At 62.0% G+C, this 18,900-nt stretch carries 17 protein-coding genes and 1 pseudogene; 7 read left to right on the top strand and 11 right to left on the bottom strand.

The window, feature by feature from the left end; all coding sequences use genetic code 11:
• Positions 1-205: 205 nt before the first annotated feature.
• The 3 genes from OH764_RS30560 to OH764_RS30550 all read left to right on the top strand — a co-directional run bounded on the left by OH764_RS30560 (position 206) and on the right by OH764_RS30550 (position 4,743).
• On the top strand, positions 206-2,470 hold the full coding sequence (locus OH764_RS30560; RefSeq protein WP_498849774.1) for a two-partner secretion domain-containing protein: 2,265 nt from the start codon (positions 206-208) through the stop codon (positions 2,468-2,470).
• Between the two features lie 70 nt (positions 2,471-2,540).
• A complete protein-coding gene (locus OH764_RS30555; protein ID WP_498849773.1) occupies positions 2,541-4,244 on the top strand; it encodes a ShlB/FhaC/HecB family hemolysin secretion/activation protein in 1,704 nt (567 codons plus the stop codon).
• Positions 4,245-4,449: 205 nt separating this feature from the next.
• Complete coding sequence (locus tag OH764_RS30550; protein ID WP_498849772.1) at positions 4,450-4,743, top strand: GYD domain-containing protein; 294 nt, start codon at positions 4,450-4,452, stop codon at positions 4,741-4,743.
• 41 nt (positions 4,744-4,784) lie between these two features.
• Here OH764_RS30550 and OH764_RS30545 read toward each other — a convergent pair whose 3' ends face one another.
• The 4 genes from OH764_RS30545 to OH764_RS30530 form a co-directional block, all read right to left on the bottom strand.
• The gene (locus tag OH764_RS30545; RefSeq protein WP_498849771.1) at positions 4,785-5,144 is read right to left on the bottom strand and encodes a cupin domain-containing protein; all 360 of its coding nucleotides are present in this window, start codon (positions 5,142-5,144) and stop codon (positions 4,785-4,787) included.
• 67 nt (positions 5,145-5,211) lie between these two features.
• A complete protein-coding gene (locus tag OH764_RS30540) occupies positions 5,212-5,742 on the bottom strand; it encodes a GNAT family N-acetyltransferase (protein ID WP_498849770.1) in 531 nt (176 codons plus the stop codon).
• Positions 5,739-6,329, bottom strand: a complete 591-nt coding sequence (locus OH764_RS30535) for a helix-turn-helix domain-containing protein (RefSeq protein WP_498849769.1) — start codon at positions 6,327-6,329, stop codon at positions 5,739-5,741. Before OH764_RS30535 ends, OH764_RS30540 begins: the two co-directional genes overlap by 4 nt.
• Before the next feature lie 115 nt (positions 6,330-6,444).
• Complete coding sequence (locus OH764_RS30530; RefSeq protein ID WP_498849768.1) at positions 6,445-7,365, bottom strand: AraC family transcriptional regulator; 921 nt, start codon at positions 7,363-7,365, stop codon at positions 6,445-6,447.
• Positions 7,366-7,467: 102 nt separating this feature from the next.
• Between OH764_RS30530 and OH764_RS30525 the strand changes: the two genes are divergently transcribed.
• On the top strand, positions 7,468-8,217 hold the full coding sequence (locus OH764_RS30525) for an SDR family oxidoreductase (RefSeq protein WP_498849767.1): 750 nt from the start codon (positions 7,468-7,470) through the stop codon (positions 8,215-8,217).
• A 104-nt stretch (positions 8,218-8,321) separates the two neighbouring features.
• On the opposite strand, the gene OH764_RS30520 is transcribed toward OH764_RS30525, so the two are convergent.
• Entirely contained in the window at positions 8,322-9,098 is a 777-nt protein-coding gene (locus OH764_RS30520; RefSeq protein ID WP_498849766.1) for an SDR family oxidoreductase, read from the bottom strand.
• A 103-nt stretch (positions 9,099-9,201) separates the two neighbouring features.
• Between OH764_RS30520 and OH764_RS30515 the strand changes: the two genes are divergently transcribed.
• On the top strand, positions 9,202-10,170 hold the full coding sequence (locus OH764_RS30515; RefSeq protein ID WP_498849765.1) for a LysR family transcriptional regulator: 969 nt from the start codon (positions 9,202-9,204) through the stop codon (positions 10,168-10,170).
• A gap of 6 nt (positions 10,171-10,176) precedes the next feature.
• Here the strand turns inward: OH764_RS30515 and OH764_RS30510 are convergent, their stop codons facing one another.
• Together OH764_RS30510 and OH764_RS30505 are read right to left on the bottom strand one after the other, a co-directional pair.
• Positions 10,177-10,632, bottom strand: a complete 456-nt coding sequence (locus OH764_RS30510) for a type II 3-dehydroquinate dehydratase (protein ID WP_498849764.1) — start codon at positions 10,630-10,632, stop codon at positions 10,177-10,179.
• 73 nt (positions 10,633-10,705) lie between these two features.
• Entirely contained in the window at positions 10,706-12,082 is a 1,377-nt protein-coding gene (locus tag OH764_RS30505; protein WP_498849763.1) for an MFS transporter, read from the bottom strand.
• Between the two features lie 255 nt (positions 12,083-12,337).
• Between OH764_RS30505 and OH764_RS30500 the strand changes: the two genes are divergently transcribed.
• A complete protein-coding gene (locus OH764_RS30500; RefSeq protein ID WP_498849762.1) occupies positions 12,338-13,123 on the top strand; it encodes an IclR family transcriptional regulator in 786 nt (261 codons plus the stop codon).
• Between the two features lie 42 nt (positions 13,124-13,165).
• Here the strand turns inward: OH764_RS30500 and OH764_RS30495 are convergent, their stop codons facing one another.
• The 3 genes from OH764_RS30495 to OH764_RS30485 form a co-directional block, all read right to left on the bottom strand.
• Positions 13,166-14,233: an SDR family oxidoreductase gene (locus tag OH764_RS30495; protein ID WP_498849761.1), complete on the bottom strand. Its 1,068-nt coding sequence runs from the start codon at positions 14,231-14,233 to the stop codon at positions 13,166-13,168.
• A 225-nt stretch (positions 14,234-14,458) separates the two neighbouring features.
• A complete protein-coding gene (cls, locus tag OH764_RS30490) occupies positions 14,459-15,733 on the bottom strand; it encodes a phospholipase D-like domain-containing protein (protein ID WP_498849760.1) in 1,275 nt (424 codons plus the stop codon).
• A 254-nt stretch (positions 15,734-15,987) separates the two neighbouring features.
• Entirely contained in the window at positions 15,988-17,232 is a 1,245-nt protein-coding gene (locus OH764_RS30485) for an MFS transporter (protein WP_498849759.1), read from the bottom strand.
• A gap of 163 nt (positions 17,233-17,395) precedes the next feature.
• Here OH764_RS30485 and OH764_RS30480 point away from each other — a divergent pair, with 163 nt between their 5' ends.
• The gene (locus OH764_RS30480; protein WP_498849758.1) at positions 17,396-17,851 is read left to right on the top strand and encodes a winged helix-turn-helix transcriptional regulator; all 456 of its coding nucleotides are present in this window, start codon (positions 17,396-17,398) and stop codon (positions 17,849-17,851) included.
• A 143-nt stretch (positions 17,852-17,994) separates the two neighbouring features.
• On the opposite strand, the pseudogene OH764_RS30475 reads toward OH764_RS30480, so the two are convergent.
• Positions 17,995-18,876 (bottom strand): annotated as a pseudogene (locus OH764_RS30475) (alpha/beta fold hydrolase).
• Positions 18,877-18,900: the final 24 nt, after the last annotated feature.

Raw genomic sequence — 18,900 nt, 5'->3', positions numbered from 1 at the left:
TGCGCTTTGCAATGCCGCACGCGCTGTTCCCGCGGTGGCCAATTCTGCAGACGTTTAGGCACATTCCGTCGATATCCCGCTCACCTGGCCTCATTGTGCTCCTGAAACCGACTGTAATAATACGGCGTGCGTGCAGCGGTAATGTGGCGCCATAACCGCAAGACATCAGACAATGCGGCGCCCATCGAGTGGGACAGGAGACGAGATGAGCAAGACTTCGCCGGCAGGGTATGACCTGGGAAACTCACGTCGGCGAGGTGCGCGCAATGCGCTCCTGCCGCTTGCTGCGGCGCTGGTGTGCTGCGTCGCTTCAATCGAGGCGCGCGCCGCCGGTGCGCTGCCCGCGGGCGGAAGCTTCGTCCGTGGAAACGGCTCCATCAGCGGCGACGGCACGACGGTGACCATCAATCAGGGTTCGAGCCGGGGCGTCGTCGACTGGAATAGCTTTTCGATAGGTAGCGGCAACCGCGTCGTGTTCGCCAACGGCAACGGATCGACACTCAATCGCGTCACGGGCGGCTCTCCGTCCGCCATCATGGGTACGCTGACGGCCAGCGGCAGCGTCTATCTGATCAATCCCCAAGGCATCCTTGTCGGATCGGGAGGCGTGATTTCGACGAACGGACGTTTCGTCGCGTCGACGCTCAACGTCGTCGACATCGACGCATTCATGAACGGCCAGCCGTTGACACTCGCGGGCAACTCCGGCGCGAGCATCGTCAACATGGGCACGATCGGATCGGGCACCAGCGACGTGTTTCTCATCGCGCGGCAACGGGTGGCCAACGCCGGCACCATCAGCGCGCCGAACGGCACGGTGGAACTGGCAGTCGGACAGCAGGTGTTGCTGCAGGACTCGTCCTCGGGCAAACAGGTGTTCGTGCAACCGGGCCAGCAGGGCGCGGGCGGAACCATCGCGAATGGCGGCTTGATCGAGGCGGCGCAGGTCAGCCTGCAAGCCGTCGACGGCAACATCTACGCGCTCGCCGGCAACAACGAAGCGATCCGCGCAACGGGCACGACCACGCGCGACGGACACGTGTGGCTCGTTGCGGGACACGGCACGCTGCAGCCAGGCGGCACGATCGAGGCAACCGGCGGCACCGTCGACATGAGCGCGGACACGGTGGCATTTCCGACCGGCGGCGCCACGGTCCGGGCTAACCAGTGGAACATCGCGACACCGGCATTCACCGTAGACGGCAACGCGGCGCAAGCGCTTTCCACGAGTCTCGGCACCGGCACATCGGTTAACGTGCAGACGACCGGCGCGAACGGCAGCACCGGCGACATCAACGTGAACTCGGGAATCGGCTGGCAGGGCAACGCCTCGTTGACGCTTGCTGCGTATCGCAACCTGACGATCGCAGAAGGTGCAACCGTCGGCAATCAGGGCGGCGGGAGCCTGACGTTGCGCGCGGACTCCGCCAGCATCGACAACGGCGGCAGCGTGGCCAATCGCGGTGTGATCGACTGGTCGCGCAGCACGGGCCTCGTCAATGTGCTCTACGACATGAACGGGACGTACAGTCCCGGCACGTTGCTGGCCAATACCGCATGGGCTGCCGCGGCCGGCAGCGGTCAGATCACGCAGATCACCGCCTACAAGCTGGTCAATAACGTGACGGACCTCCAGAACATTTCTCAGGATCTGGCGGGTAATTACGCGCTCGGCACGGACATCGACGCGACCGGCTACACATTGACGCCGATCGGCAACCATACGACGCCTTTCACCGGCCAGTTCGACGGCATGTGGCACAACGTGCGCAACGCAAAGATCGAGATTGCCGACTTCAGCACGGATTATTCGTCCGGCCTGTTTGGTCTTGTCGGGCAGACCGGCGTGCTGCGCGATGTCGGTGTGGAAAACGGTTCGGTCAGCACGAGCCACTCGGGCAGCGGCCTGCTCGCCGGCGTGAACCAGGGCACGATTGCGAATGCGCATTCGACCGGCGTGGCCATGGAACTCTTCCAGAACGGCACCACGTTCGGCGGGCTGGTCGGCCGCAACGACGGCAATATCGAGCGCTCGTGGAGCAGTGCCTCGGTCTCGGGCTCGGACGCGAACGGGGGACTCGTCGGCTACAACCTCGGTTCGATTACGCAGTCGTATGCAACCGGCAGCGTCAGTCCGGTTTTCTCGACGGGGTACGGTGGCGGGCTGGTCGGCATCAATGAAGGAACCGTCGCGCAGTCGTTTGCGACAGGCGCGGTTGAAACGCAGCGCATGCCGACGCACGGCGTGATTGCGTTCGGCTCGGGCACGCTCGCGCCGGACGTCTACTGGAACAAGGAGACGACAGGGCAGCCCGCGAGTGGCGGGAGCTTGCCGCCGTCGAACGGCCTGACCACCGCGCAGATGAGCGACCCGGCGAACTTCGCGGGTTATGACTTCGGACCGAACGGCGTATGGGCGATGCCGTCGGGCGCGACGCAACCCGTGTTGCGCTGGCAGCTTGCCCATTAGGCGGCGCACTTCATTCGCGGATGAACCGTCGCGCGTGCCGCCCGCGCGGTGGGTCCTGGTGACGTCATGCGTGCTGGTGGCTCTTCAGTCTTCGCCAGTATTCGCGCAGGCGTGGCGCGACGTCGCTCCGCTGCCGGCGCCGCCGACTCCGCGCAGCGCGCCATCGCAACCTTCCGCGCAGCCCGAAGCGCAATCCGCGCAAGTCGCCGTGACAAAGCTCGAAGGTCTGGTGTTCGAACCCGCGGGCGCGAATGCGCCAGCGGCGGCCCCACACCCAGGCATTGCGGCCGAGTCGTTGCCCGAACTGGACCCCGCTTTTCTCCGCACGTTCGAGGCCGATCTCGGCGAGCCTCTCACCTTTGGGCGGCTCGCTGAAATCCGCCGCGCCGTGGTCGAGCACTATCGGGCCGCCGGCAAACCGCTCGTGGATGTCTTTGTGCCCGAGCAGGACGTAAGCTCAGGCGTCGTGCGTATCGCGGTCGCGGAATTTCGCCTGGGGCAACTGCGCACGAGCGGCAACCGCTACTTCTCCGACGACCTGCTGAAGCGCGAAATGCCGCTCGAAGCGGGCGGACCGATTCTTCAATCGGACGTGTCGCTGGGTCTGGCCGTGCTCAACGCAAATCCCTATCGACGCGTGGATGCCGTCTTCGCACCAGGCGAAGCGGCGAATTCGACGGACGTCATCTTGCAGACCGACGACCGTCTGCCGCTGAGGGTGAACGCCGGGTACGACAATGCGGGCGTGCGCGACCTCGGCCGAGACCGTTTTTTCGCAGGTATCGACTACGGCAATCTGTTTGGGCTCGACCAGCACATCGCATATCAATTCACGGCCAGCAATGATTTTTTCAGCGGCAATCCGGACATTGAAGGGCGCGCCAATCGCGCGCGTTTCACCGCCCACGCGCTGAGCTATATCGCGCCTCTGCCGTGGCACGACAGCATCGAACTGTTCGGCGTCTATGCGCAAAGCACGCCGCGCCTGCCGGACAGTTATGGGCAAACCGGCATTTCGGCGCAGATGAGTTTCCGCTACGACTGGCGTTTGCCGACGACGGCGGATGCGGCGCAACTCGTCCAGTTCGGGTACGACTTCAAGCGCAGTAATAACGATCTGGAATTCGGCGGCTTTCAGGTGTTCAACTCGAACACGCACATACACCAGTTTCTGCTCACGTACGACTTCAGCAAGCCGGGCGATGCGGGAGCAGCACATGCCTCAGCAACGCTTGTGGCAAGTCCCGGCAGGTTGGACGGCTCCAACAACGACGCGGCGTTCGCCACGGCGCGGCACGGCGCGACAGTGCGCTACGCGTATTTGCAACTCGCTGCGCAGCGCGCTTTCGCGCTCGGCGGAGGCTTCACGTTGAGCGGGCGAGGCGCGTTCCAGTGGACGCCGAATACGCTATTGCCAAGCGAGGAGATGGGGCTCGGAGGAGAGTCCAGCGTGCGAGGTTACGAGCCGTATGTGGTGCTGGGCGATCGCGGCTGGAATGTGCAGACTGAATTGCGCGCGCCCGCGTTGCCGTTCGGCACGAGCAGCGCGGCGGCGCAGCCCTTCGTGTTTATCGACGCCGGCCATGTGTGGAACCGCATCGACCAACCCGCTGAGACAGGTAACGGTTCGCTGGTCAGCGTCGGCGCGGGGGTGCGTTTTCAATGGTCGCGTTTCGTCGATTTCCGCTGCACTTACGGCGTGCCGCTTCGCGCACCGACGCCGGGCGGCTCCAAAGCGCCGATGGTGCTTCTCTTCGTTTCAATTGGCAGTTAAAGCGCAAGCGGGCACCGCGCAAATCGCTGCCATTGAGTCTCCACAAATACTTAGCGTAACTGACGGCTAGCAATCGACGATTTTTCACTAGATCGGTTGCATATACTTGGCTTACGCGCGGGATGCTTGTCCAAAGTGCGCGAGCGCGGAGCCGTTCGCGTTCGTCTTGCGCGTCTGGGTCCCGGCAGGAAGTGAGGGGAACGTCATGGCGACATATGTTGTTCTTGCACAATTCACCGACCAAGGCATACGCAACGTGAAAAACAGCCCGCAACGCGCTGGTCAGGCTGCGGAAATGGCCAGGAGCTTTGGCTGTGAAATGAAGGAGATCTATTGGACGATGGGGCAATACGACATTGTCACCATCGTTGAAGCACCGGACGAGCAGAGCTTTTTGTCGTTCGGCCTTGCGCTAGGTTCAGCGGGGAACGTCAAGACGCAAACGCTTCGCGCCTTCTCCGCCGACGAATTCAGCGCATGTCTCGGCAAGCTTCCATAAGACGGCTCGCATCAGCCTGGCGAAGTGTGAGGCCTCACCGACTATTGATCCGTTATGCGGCGATCAGAGGGCGCATCGCATTCAACGGTGGCCGCATCGGATCTTTCGAACGTGAGATTGACGGAACGCGCCCCTAACGGCCGCGTTCTATGTGGCGTGCCCGCAGGCACTGTCAGCAACTGGCCGGCTCGCAACTGCACCGGGCCGTCTTCGAAGTCGATGATCAGCGTGCCTTCGATCACCAGAAACGTTTCGTCCGAGTCCGGATGGAAGTGCCAGACAAACGGCGCATCCATGACGCTCAGATGCACATCGTGATCGTTGGCGCTCGTCAGTATCTGATTCGAGTATCCGCGAAGCGTGCGGGCGGCGAGCGCGCCAATGTCGATGGCTTCAATCATGTTCTCTCCGCGAGTTGCCATGTGCCGACATACAGAGTAACGCGGTCCCGGATTCAGCGCTGAACGCCTACCGCAGTTGCTTATGGAAGAACGTCGTACCGCAGAACCTTCCGTCAGGCATCAACGCATAGTTGGGCACGTCTCCCACGCGCTGCCAGCCTGCGCGTTCGTAAAGTCTTTCGGCGTCGCCGCCCGTAACCGTGTCGAGCACGAGCACGGATTTGCCGGCGCGCCGCGCTTCTTCGTCGACGGCTGTCATGAGCCGCGCGGCAATGCCTTGGCGCCTCGATGCGCGGCATACGAGCATCTTCGCGACGTCCGCGCGATGCGGCTGATTTTCGGGTTGCGCAGTGACGAGTTGCACTGTGCCGACGAGCTTGCCGTCCGCGGATTCAGCGACAAGAAGGATTCTTTCGTTGCGCGCCACGCCATTCGCCACCTGCTTCCAGAACTGCAGCGCGGTTTCTTTCGAAATGGGCAACATGAAGCTGACCGACGCGCCTCCTTCGACGCAGTCAATCAATAGATCGGCGAGCCGATCGGCGTAGCGCATTGCTTCGTCAGCGCCGACGCGCCGAACGGCTACTGTTCCAGTCATCTTTCGCTCCGCGAGTCGAAGGGCAAAGTGCACAACGCTACGAGATAGCGAGCGCGTCGGCGCCACGTGTTACGAAAACGAATCGGGCTGTCCAGTTTCATGGTGAGACAGTCGCCGGTTTCGAGTTGCCATTGCCGGTCTCCCACCGTGATTTCCATCGAGCCATCTATTAGCCATATCTGTTGGTGGATATCAGCGTCGCGCGCGCTTGTGTCGTAACTCACTTCCTTGCCGCGCGGAAAATCCACTTCCACCAACTGAATAGGCGACCACGCGGGCGGCGACACGTTACGCCGTATGTATCCTGAAACGGGGTCTTTCCATACCGGCTGATCGCGCAACGACGAATGTGGAGAAAGCTCGGCTGCTGAATCAGCATCTGAATGCTCGAAGAGCGATGCGAGCGGAACGCCGAGTGCGGTTGCGAGTTTGTCGAGCACGACCGCAGTTGGACTACTTTCCCCGCGCTCGATAAGCGAGATGTTAGAGCGGCTTACCGAACTTCGCTCGGCGAGGGTCTCCAGCGTCCACGCTTTTGCGTCGCGCAGTTCACGAATGCGTCGCGCGATGATCTGGTGAACGTCCATGTTCCAGTTTAATGGAGATATTGTCCGGTAAACTGGACGGAGTGACCTGACTTGTCAAGATCGTTAACCAATGCGGAGCGACGCGGAGCAATGCGACTCATGCAGGCACAACCCGCTATGAACCTGCGTTTGCGGCAGCTTGCTCGTCGCGCGCATATTGGGTTGGCGGCCGGCCGACATGCCGCGTGAAGGCGACGCTAAATGTGCTAGCGGAACTGTAGCCGACGCGCTCTGCAATCTCCGCGATGCGTCCCGCGTTCCGTCGCAGCATGTCCTTTGCGAGCGCCATGCGCCAGGTGAGCAGATATTGCATCGGCGCTACGCCGACCTCGCGACTGAAGCGTTCGAAGAACGTCGACCGCGAGAGGGCGGCCTCTTTCGCAAGCTCGGCGACCGTCCACGCGTGGGTCGGGCGCTGGTGCATGCCGCGAATCGCGGCAGCAAGCCGGCAGTCCGAAAGCCCGCAAACCAGGCCCGGCGATGCGTTGGTTTTTGCTGACGAGCGCAGCGCCTCGATCAGCAACACCTCCAGCAGCCGCGAGAGCACGACTTCACGCGCGGGCCGCTGCTCGCGCGATTCTTCCCGTACCAGGTCAACGAGCGTAGCGAGCCGCTGTTCGCCACGCACATGCACGAGTTGCGGCAGCAGCGAAACCAGCAACGACGCATCCGGTGAACCGAAGGTGCAATGTCCCGCCATCATTCGTGCGTCGATTCTGTTGCCAGGCGCGCCGATTCTGAACTCGCCATTGCCGAGCGCGATGGGCGCGGGCGTCTCGATGCCCGGCGGCGGAGGCTGAAGGCTCGACATGGCGACGCCGTAGGCTGCGGGAATCAGCACGAAATCGCCGGACGCCAGTTCGATTGGATCGTGCCCGTCGATCGCGATGCGGCATCCGCCCTCCAGTATTACGCAATAGAACGGTTGCCCCGCGTCCGAGCGACTGATGCGCCAGGGACTCGCGCCGAAAACCAGCTTCGAGAATCGCGCACTCGGCTGCAGTAGCGTCACCACTTCGGCAAGTGGGTCGGTCATGGTCGGACTCTCGCGAATGAAATTCGGACGTTTGATTGTAGCGAGTACGGTCGGAGCAATCTATCGTATGAGCAGTCGTCAACCTTTCCCACAGGAGTTTCAATGCAAACTGTGCTCATCACTGGCTGCTCTTCCGGTTTCGGTCGTGAAATTGCCCGCTATTTTCTCGCTCAAGACTGGAACGTCGTGGCGACCATGCGCACGCCTCGCGCGGATGTGCTCCCGCCTTCGGAGCGCCTGCGCATACTGGCGCTCGACGTTACCAGCTCGGACAGCATCCGCGAGGCCGTCGAGGCGGCGGGGCCGGTCGACGTGCTCGTCAACAATGCGGGTATCGGTGCGGCATCTCCGGCTGAATTGACTCCGCTATCGACGGTGCGCGAGGTGTTCGAGACCAACACGTTCGGCACGATCGCAATGACGCAGGCAGTGCTGCCGCAGTTCCGCAAGCGCGGCGCCGGCGTCGTCGTGAACGTGACTTCGAGCGTGACGTTGAGGGCACTGCCGCTGCTCGCCGCATATCGCGCAAGCAAAGCAGCAGTGAATGCCTTTACCGAGTCGATGGCGCTGGAACTCGAGCAATTCGGCGTTCGGGCGCGTCTGGTGTTGCCTGGCCGCGCGCCAGATACGCGCTTCGGCGAGAACGCGCGCGCCAACATGCACGGGTTTGAGCATGAGGCGTACGAGGATCTCGGCAAGAAGGTCTTCGCGCAATTCGCGGATACGTCCTCGCAGATCACGCATGCGGAGGACGTCGCCAAAGCGGTGTGGCGCGCCGCGACCGATCCGTCTGCGCCGATGCACATTCCGGCTGGTGCCGATGCTGAAGCATGGGCCTCTGCGGCTCGCTGAACCGGTTGCCTATCGTCCAATGGATTTGCCCGAAGCGATGCAACGCCGCAGCGATCGGTTTCCTGACCGACACCGGTCGTTGCATGCGCTCGGCCCGCACTCTGTCACACGAGCCGCGATCCGCCGTCGACGTTGAGCGTTGCCCCGTTCATCCAGCCGTTGATCATGAGAAAGAGGACGCTCGCGCCTGCTTCGTCCGCCGTGCCTAACCGTTTTAGCGGCAGCGAATTGCGCATCGACTCGACAACTGCATCGCGGTTCGCGCCGAGCGCCTTGCTGAAGATCGGTGTGTCGATCGGCCCGGGCGACAACGTGTTGACGCGAACCGGCGCGAGTTCCAGCGCAAGGCCCCGAGCGAAAGCCTCCATCGCGGCGGAAGCAGCGGCGAGCACTGCCGTCCCGTTTGCGTTGGGGCGGTCGGCGAGCGCGCCTGAAATCAGCGTGATCGAACCGTCCTGGCTCATACGATCGCCCACCGCGCGGACCGCATGGACGGCGGACCACATCCGCTCGTCGAAGGCGCGGCGCAGATAGTCGACCTCTGCCTCGCGAACCTTTCCCGCCACGAAGGTGCCAGCTAGCAACACCAGGTGATCGACTCGCGCGATGTCGCGCAGCGCGGCTTCGAGCGCAATGCCGTCGGTAACGTCGGCCGCGCGCCAGCCGTCGAAGCCGCGTTTCGTGGCCACTTCTTCCGTGCTCGCCGCGTTGCGACCGACCACGATCACGTGTGCGCCGGTGGCCTTGGCCTGAGTCGCGGCCGCGAGGCCGATACCCGACGTGCCGCCGACAATCACCACGGTCTTGCCTTCGAGTTGTCCGCGCAGCGACCGGCCGCCTGCGACGTTGCTGAAAGTGCCGATGCTCGATGCGTTGCTCATGTTGTTCTCCGTTGAAGACGCCATCGTGGCGTCGTTGGAGAGCAGATTAAATTGAAGCTTCAACCTTGATAATTTGGCCGAGATTCGCTTTAATCATGCCACCATGGAACAAATCGGACTTGAACGACTAACCGGCCTGATCGCCTTCGCGCGGGCTGCTTCGCTCGGCAGCTACACGGCGGCGGCGCGAGCGCTGTCCGTTTCGCCGTCGGCGGTCAGCAAAAGCGTGCAGCGGCTCGAACAGCACTTCGGCTTGCGACTCTTCAGCCGGACCACGCGCTCGCTCACGTTGACGCCGGAAGGCCGTGACCTGCTCGAACGCGCGCAGCGCCTGCTGCGGGAAGCGGAAGAGATCGAGCAGGCAGTGGTCGCCGCCCGCGCTGAGCCCGCCGGCACCATTAAGGTCACGGCACCGCTGCCGGTTGGCGTTCATATCCTCGCGCCAGCGCTGCCCGGCTTTCGCGCGCAGTATCCAAAGGTGAATGTGGACCTGCGCCTCGGCGATCAGTATGTGGACCTCATAGCGGAAGGCGTCGATATTGCAATACGTGCTGGCGACCCCGGCGATTCGCGGCTGATCTCGCGTCACCTTGCGCCGCATCGGCTATGCACGTTCGCTTCGCCCGACTATCTGCGTCGACGCGGCGAGCCTCGGCATCCAGACGAGCTCAAGGCACACGATTGCGTGAATTTCCGTTATCAGAGCACCGGGCAGGCGGCGCGGTGGCCGTTCCAAACGGGCAAGAGCGTGCTGGAGATTGTGCCGGACGCGCCCATTACCATCGACGTCAGCGACGCAGTTGCAGCGGTTGTGGTCGCGGGCGGCGGCATTGGCCTTTCACCGACCTATATCGCGGCGCCGTACGTGAAGCGCGGAGAACTGGTTCCGGTCATGTACGAATTTGCGCACGCACGCTTTCCGCTGACCGCGCTATGGCCGGAGAGCCGGCGCGGCAATCCGAACGTGAAGGCGTTCGTTGCGTTTCTCGCCGAAGTCTTTCCGTCTCCGGCTCCGTGGGACCAGCACATCGAGGCGGTTGCCCGCGCGCGCAAGCTTGAGCGTGGACAGTAAAGCGCGTTAGTCGAATGCCGGCGTTTTCCCGAGCGCCATTGCCATCGCCTGCAATGCAACCAGGTAACCATTCGCGCCGAGACCGCAAATCACACCCGTCGCTGCACGCGAAATCAGCGAGTGCCGATACGTCTCGTCGCGTTTATGGATGTTGGTGATGTGCAGCTCGATCAACGGTTGCTGGATGAGTTTGACGGCGTCGAAGACAGGCACCGACGCAAACGAAAAGCCCGCCGGGTTGATGATGACTGCGGCGTTGCGCTCGAACGCCTCCTGCAACCAGTCGACGAGCGTCGCTTCGCTATTGGTCTGGCGGAAGTCACATGTCAGCGCCAGTTGCTCAGCGAGCGCCTCGACTCGCTGCTGTATCTGGGCGAGCGTGGTCGCGCCGTAGAGATGCGGCTCGCGTTTGCCGAGCATGTTCAGGTTCGAGCCGTTCAGCACATAGACGAGGTTAGTCATTATCGGTTTGCCTGTTTCATAAAAGCGGAAGTTGCATGACGCGTGTCGAGAAGACGCGGGGGTGCGACAAGTCTCAGATGTGGCGCCCGTTGCCGATGCCAGCCGATGCATAGCCCGGATCGCCCGTCACTGCAGAAGTGGAATCGGTGCGGTTCATGTCGATGCCGAGCGTTTCGCGCGCCGTCAGGATCGCGATCAGCGAAATGACGTTGAACGCGACGCATACGGCCACGACGCCCCACGGGGACCCGTGACAGACCGAGAACAGCCACACCGCGAGCACGGGCATCGGCCCCCCTGCGATGAGATTCGCGCCGGTGTAGGCGAGGGCCGAACCGGAATAGCGCACGTTAGTCGGAAAGGCTTCCGCGAATGCGACGGGTTGAATGCCGCTCTGGAACTGCGTGAAGCCCAGGAAAAAGCCCATGGCCGCGAGCATCGGCACGAAGCTCTTCGTGTCGAGAATCTGGAAGTAGACGAACAGCATCAGCAAGGTTGCCGTGGAACCAATGGCGAGCGCCTTGCGGCGGCCGATCCGGTCGCTCAGCATGCCGCCAGCAAGCGCTCCGACAATCGCGCAGACGTTCGCGCCCATTAACAGCAGAAAGCCGGTTTGCTTCGGGATGGCAAGCGTCTTCGTGATGTAGCTGAGCGAGAACACGACGATCAGATAAAAAATCGCAGCGGGCCCGCAGAAAAACAGCATCCAGCGCAGAACGGTTCGCCAATGCAGACGCAGCGCGTCACGCAGCGGACTACTCACGTGCACGACCTCGGTTTTGCGCAACTCGACGAAAGCCGGCGTCTCGCTGACCTTCAGGCGGATATATACGCCGACGATCACCAGCACGAAGCTCAGCACAAACGGTATGCGCCAGCCGTACGAGTCGAACGCGCTCGCCGACATCGTGGATGCGAGCAATAGCAGCACGCCGTTCGCCATGATCTGACTGAGCGGCGAGCACAAGCCCAGCAGGCCGGAATACTTGCCGCGGCGATCCGCACTGGCGTGTTCGATCGCCATCAACTGAGCGCCCGTCGATTCTCCACCTAGCGCGAAGCCCTGCAGAATGCGCAGTACGACGAGCAGTATCGGCGCCCATACGCCGATACTGGCATAGGTGGGCAGCAAGCCCATCATCATCGAAGCGAGACCCATCACCGTGACCGTGCCGAGCATCAGATTGCGGCGCCCGAGCTTGTCGCCAAGGTGTCCGCAGATGATCGCGCCGAGCGGACGCGCGGCGAGACCCACGCCGAACGTTGCCAGCGAAGCCAGCAACGCGGAAGTGGAGTCCATCGACGGGAAAAACAGTTTGGGTAGTACCGTTGCGGCTAATGCGCCGTAGAGCGTGAAATCGAACCACTCCAGTGCGGTGCCGACCGCGGCGGCGGTCACCGCGCGTGTGCGCATCGCTGAGGATGTGCCGTGCTGTGCGTCATGTGCCATGTTGTCTCCTTGACCTGCCGCCGTGCAAAACATGCCGTGCGGAATATGGCGGAAGTGCCGACGGTCGTCGCCGTCCGCTGCTCTCGCGCTTTATGAATTGCTGTTTGCCGGGATTCCTTGGGGCGTTGGGAATCTCGTGAACCAAGGTTAGCATTGGTGGGTGGGACGCTATTCCAGGGTGGAATTCTGTTTCATATCGTGCAACCATTCGGCTTTACCGCGCTCCGTGTAGGACGCGGATCTCCGGAGACAGATATGCCCGGCGTCACAGAACGCACCATGGCGGTCCTTGAATTCCTGGCCACGCAGATGGAAGGCACACCGCTCGCGCTGATCGCGGGTGAACTCGATATTCCCCGCAGCGCGTGTCACCGCCTGCTCGTCGATTTGAAGAATTGCGGCTACGTGCGGCAGTTGCGCGAGCACGGCGACTATGTGCTGACAACCAAGCTCGTCGGCTTGGGGTTGGGGTATCTCGCGACCTCGGGGATCGTGGATATTGCACAGACCGTGCTGGATCGCCTCGCCGAAAAATCGGGCGAACTGGTGCGGCTTGCAATAGTCGACGGCGACAGGCTGACGTGGGTCGCGAAGTCGCAAGGCGCATTGAAAGGCCTGCGCTACGACCCCGACATGGGCATGGACACGATCCTGTCGTGCAGCGCCACCGGCCACGCATGGATGATGACGATGACCGACGAGCGAGCCCTGGAACTCGTCTCGCGGCAAGGCTTCGGGCAGCCCAAGCAGTACGGCCCGAACGCGCCGACAACAATTGCCGGCTTGTTGAAATTCGTTCACGCCGCGCGCGAGCGCGGCTATGCAACCATCAACGAAGTGTTTGCGCCCGGCATGACGGCAATGGCCGCGCCGGTCCTGCGACGCGGTTATCCCGCCATCGGCGTGATCAGCATAGCGGGACCGCTCGTGCGGCTCAGCGAGAAGCGCATGGCGAGCCTCGGCCCGACGCTGCTCGCGGCAGCCGCCGAACTGGCTGCCGCCAGCCACGCATCGCCGCTATTCGATCGCGGGCGTAACTGACGTAACTGACGTGACCGGCGCGACCGGCTGTCGCGCTTCGGCTCAACGCGGAATGAGTCGCTCTTCTTTCAGCCGGTCGAACAGTTCGAAAAATGCGTCGGGCGTGCTCTGATAATCGAGGAATCCAGCCTTGCGGCTCTTCGTCATATCGGTGAGTACTTCCATGGGACGCCCCAGATCGGCGTCCGTGTGCCACCACGACGCGAGCTTGCCGATATCGCTTTCGCGCAGATCGAACTGTGCGGCAATGTCGGCCCATTGCTTGCCCGCATCCTGCATGCGATCTTCGAGCGGACGCACGACGCCGTCGAATGGTGCCGCTTCCACGCCGAAGTATTCCGCGAGTCGCGGCCACAGCCATTTCCAGCGGAACACGTCGCCGTTGACCACGTTGAAGTCTTCATTGCGTGCATTCGGCGAGGTGGCGGCCCATTCGAGATGCCGTGCGAGAAGGCGGGCGTCGGTCATGTCAGTGAGACTTTCCCATTGCGCGGCGGAGCCCGGGAAGACGAACGGCTGCCCCGTGTGTTTGCACAGCGTTGCATAGACGGCGAGCGTCATGCCCATGTTCATCGCGTTGCCGATCGCGAAGCCAATGATCGTGTGCGGACGATGCACGCTCCAATTGAAGCCATATTGCGCGGCGGCATCGAACAGGCGGTCTTCCTGCTCGTAGTAAAAGTTATCGACGCTCTGACGTCCCTGCTCCTCGCGAAAAGGTGTGATGGGCACGGTGCCCTTTGCGTAGGCCTCGAACGGGCCGAGATAGTGCTTGAGCCCGGTAACGAGTGCCGCATGCCGCAATGCGCCCGTCGTGCCGAGGGCGTCCAGCACATGCTGCACCATGGCGCCGTTCACGCGGATATTGTCCTGCTCTGTGGCTTGCCGCGCCCAGGCGGTGAAGAACACGTGGGTGAAATTCTTGCCGGCCAGCGCCGCGCTAACGGATTGCGCGGAGGTCAGGTCGGCGGTAATGGCTTCTATGCCGGACGGCACGGCCGTGCGACCGCGCGAGAGGCCCGCCACGTTCCAGCCGGTCGAGCGCAACTGGTTGGCGAGATTGCTGCCGACGATACCGCTTGCGCCGATAATGATTGCGCGTTTTTCCATGAGAGAGATAGCCAGGTAAGTGAATTTCTGTCGATCCGGGCGGGTTCTGCGACCGGCCGTTACCCGGGAATGAAGCGCGTCTCCCGAAAGCCGCGTGAGAAGCCGTCGAACTGCAATGGCTCACGCGGCGCGCCGTTTAAAGCAGCTTGCAGCAAGCCGCGGACCGCGGCATATACCGTTGCCCGCTGATTGAAGTAAAGCAAGTGAGGCGTGCCGATCCAATCGTCAAAGCTGCGGATCGAGCAGCGCGACAGCGCGTTCCAGCAGTTTCTCGACGAGCGGACGACGGCGCCAGTCTTCGAGCGTAATGCGTTTCGCGCGAGCGACGTCGTCATCGAAAATCGCTGTCTGCTGGCGCGCGAAGTCGCGATCGTAGATGTTGAGATTGGCCTCGTCGTTGAGTTTGAACGAGCGGCTGTCGAAGTTTGTCGAGCCGACCGACACCAGATACTCGTCCACGACAATCACCTTGCAGTGGTACATGGTTGGCTGGTACTCATAAATTTCGACGCCTGCTGCAAGCAGGTCGCCCCAGCATGCACGTGATGCCTCGCGCACCGTGCGCGTGTCGATATGCTTTCCCGGCGTGATGACCCGCACTCTCACGCCGCGCTTCGCGGCCTCGACGATCGCGTTGATCGTCAGTTTGTCGGGTACGAAGTAGGCACTCGAGAGGTGGATGGAATGCGTCGCGGCGGTGATCGCCATGAGGTACATCAGCTGCATGTCGTCGCTGCCGCCCGAGGGCGAGCTGCTGAACATATGCGCAAGGCCGTCACCGGCGGCGTCGATCTCCGGAAAGTATGGCGAGCCGTGCAGTACATTTCCCGTCGCCTTGACCCAGTTGTCCATGAAGACAGCCTGCATCTGTCCGACCGCCGGGCCTGCGACGCGAAAGTGCGTATCGCGCCAGTGCTTCTCGTCCTGCGCGTGACCGGTCCATTCGTCGGCGATACCTACGCCGCCCGTATAGCCGATGCGTCCGTCGATCACGAGCAGCTTGCGGTGCGTGCGATCGTTCATGCGGCCGAGTCCTGTCCAGTGCGGCTTGTGATACTGAATGACCTCGGCCCCCGACTCGCGCAACATCTCCAGATAGCGCTTATCCATCTTCGACGAGCCGACCCAGTCGAGCAGCACATGCACCGCGACACCCGCACGCGCCTTCTCGGACAATGCATGCGCAATCTTTTCGCCGATAGCGCCAGACCAGTAAATGAAGGTTTCGAAGGTGATGGTGTGCTGCGCTGAGCGGATGCCTTCCATCATCGACGGAAAGATCTCGTCGCCATTCACGAGCACCTGGAATTGATTGCCCCCGACAACGGGCGGCCCGAGCAGTAGCCCCATCGAGCGGGTGAACTGAGGATCGTCGCTCGAGTAAAGCCTTTCGATCTTGTGCTCGATCTTCTTCTCGCCGCTCGTCAGATTCGCGATGACGAGCACGATGGCGAGCGTTACGGCGACCGTCAGGATGATGATCAGGGCAATCGTCGGCATGCGCAAGCTCCCGTAGCGGACGTCCGTCCGGAACCATAAGTGTACGGGCGTTTTGAGCAGCGGATGAGTCGGCAAGCCCACCATATTGCCTGTGCGTCGACGGAAGACTGTGGACCACCGTGCGGTGATTCAAGCGACCGCGCCTTTGCTCGCACCGTTCACCGGATCTGGCCGATAGTGGTGAAGAAGTCGGCGCTCAACGTCGAGTTGATTTGCCGAGCAGCGACCGGTTGCGAAACGAAAGCCCCAATTATCTAGCGGGACGCAAGCTTCGCGAGAATCAGTGTGACAGCCCACAGCAGGAACGCGGCCATGCTGAACGCAAAGCCCAGTGCGCAGACGCCGGTCCAACCCGTGCGCGCAAAAACATAGGTAGAAGTTGCCGCGCCCAGACCGCTTCCCGCTGAGTAAAAGAGCATGTAGCAACCGACCAGGCGACTTTGTGCTTCAGGCCGAAGTCGAAAGATCATGCTCTGGTTGATGACGTGGACCGCCTGACCACCCATATCGAGCAACACAATGCCCGCGATCAACGCCAGCATGCTGTGCTGCATGAAGCCCATAGGTATCCACGACACGAGCAGGCACACGAGTGCCGCGCCGGTAGTCCATTGCCCAAGGCCGCGATCGGCAAGGCGCCCGGCTCTGGCTGCCGCCAACGCCCCAATTGCGCCAACCAACCCGAAGGCGCCGATCTGCGTATGCGACATGGAAAACGGTGGGGCGCTCAGCGGTAATACAAGCGCGCTCCAGAAGGTGCTGAATGCCCCGAACATGAGGAGGCCGATGGTGCCTCGAACCTGCAGAACGCGTTCCGACGCAAGCAGGGTAACCATCGAACGTAGCAATTCTGCGTAGCTCATTTTGACGGGGTTCACGCGCGACGCGGGCAGTGCGATCCGCAGCACGATCAGCATGACGATTGTCAGCAACCCCGATATCAGATAGACGGACCGCCAGCCGAGCAGATCGGTAATGAGGCCCGCGAAGCAGCGAGCTATCAGCAGCCCGATTACCACTCCGCTTTGAGCCGCACCGACCACACGCCCGCGCTCCGATTCGTGCGCCAGCGCCGCTGCGTATGCAATGAGTCCTTGCGTCATGGCGGTACCAAGCATCCCGACGCCGACCATGCCGATCATCAGCATGAGCGTCGAGTCCGCGATTCCGGTCATGGTCAATGCGACGGCCAGCAGTATCAGCTGCGCACCGATCAGGCGTTTGCGGTTCACGAGATCGCCGAGCGGGACGAGCAACAGCAACGCCATCGCGCAACCTAGCTGGGTTGCCGCGATCACTCCGCCGACCGCTGCCTGCTGGATGCCGAAGTCCGCGACGATCGCGTCGAGCAGCGGTTGCGCGTAATAGACATTGGCGACGCTCATCGCGCAACACACTGCGAGAAGTAGAACCAGCGCTGCCGGTATGGCGTGCCCCGCATGAACGTCGCGTGACTTGTGCTGGTCCGTCACAACGCACTGTGAGCATCCAAAATCCATTTATCGTCCTTTATGCAAACTCTAATGTAGTTGCAAAATGAAACTCAATGAAGTGTATTCATCCTTGTTTTAAAATGCAACTAGTTCGGGCGTGACGAAGTTTTCATCTCTTCGTGTCGCGCGGGCTGAACGACAATGACTTGGTCAACAGGAGGTGTTGTAGATGGCTGCGCGTAAGAGTCTTGCGGATTCGTCGTGCCCGGTTGCGCGAGCGATTGATATCGTTGGTGACCGTTGGGCGCTGCTGATCGTGCGTGACGCATTCGACGGCGTGCGCCGCTTCGGGCAATTCCAGGAAAGCCTGGACATTGCGCGCAACATACTGACCGACCGGCTGCGGCGCCTCGTCGAAGCGGGGGTGCTCGAAGTGGTCGCCGCGTCGGACGGCTCCGCCTATCAGGAGTACATCCTGACGCCGAAAGGCGAAGCGCTCTTTCCGGTGATCGTCACGTTGCGTCAGTGGGGCGAAGGCAACCTTTTCGGACGCGGCGAAAAGCGCTCACAGTTGATCGACCGTGCAAGCGGCAGGCCGGTGCCAAAGGTGACACTACGCAGCGCGGATGGAGGCGCGCTGGCGCCGGCTGATACCTTCGTGAAGAAAGTCTCGGCGCGGGTCTAGGAACTGACTATACCGATGGGTGCAGCGACGATAGTTGCGCCGGGTGCCTCACTGACGCGAAATGAATTCGACATGTACAGGTAGCGAAAAAATGCTCAACACGTCGAGCCGCGACACCGCTGCACCCTCTTGTGAAGTCACCATCACGCTGTTCGATGCACTCGCCGCAGAAAGTCCAGCGTCAGCGCGGCGATCTCATCACTCGCCTCCTCAAGCGCGAAGTGGCCCGCATCGAGCACATGTACTTCCGCGTCCGGAACGTCACGCTGATAAGCATGCGCGCCCGGCACCGTGAACGACGGATCGTATTTGCCCCACGTCACGAGCGTCGGCGGTTGATGCTCCCGCAACCAGGCCTGCCAGCGCGGATAGGATTCCAGATTCGTACGGTAGTCGTAGAACAGATCGGTCTGGATCGCGGCCTGTCCGGGGCGCGCCAGAAACTGTTGCTCCTCGCGCCAATTGTCTGGATCGTAGCGCTGCGGATCGGGACTGGTGCCAACGTGGCGCAGCTTCAATGCGTCCGGCGACGCGAGATTGAGCTATAGGCGTTCTTCGTGCTGGGCGCGGTCTTTCCAGAACGCTTTGCGCGTTTCCCACAACGGTCCGAGTCCCTCCTCATGCGCGACCGCGTTCTGGACCACAATGCCGGTCACTTTCTCGGGCCTCGCCATTGCAAGACGGAATCCCACCGGGCCGCCGTAATCGGCCATAAAGAGCACATAACGATCGAGTTTTAGCGCGTCGGTGAACTGTTCCATGGACCGTGCGAGATCGTCGAACGTGTACGTGTAGCGATCCGGCGAGGGCGTTTCGCTGTTGCCGAAGCCCGGATAGTCGGGTGCGACCAGATGAAACTCGCGCGCGAGGAACGGCATCAGCGGTTCGTACATTCGCGACGATGACGGAAAGCCATGCAGCAGCAGAACAGTCGGCGCATCTTTCGGGCCGGCCTCGCGGTAGAAAATATCGACGCCGTCGATGCTCACGGTCGGATAGCGGAAGGTACGGCGGGTTGCGTCCATGGTGGGGTCCTCCGGTTTAGGAAT

Origin of the sequence: Burkholderia sp. M6-3 (genome assembly GCF_050858985.1) — a bacterium.
Taxonomy (GTDB): domain Bacteria; phylum Pseudomonadota; class Gammaproteobacteria; order Burkholderiales; family Burkholderiaceae; genus Paraburkholderia; species Paraburkholderia caledonica.
This window is presented reverse-complemented; position numbering and strand designations above follow the sequence as displayed.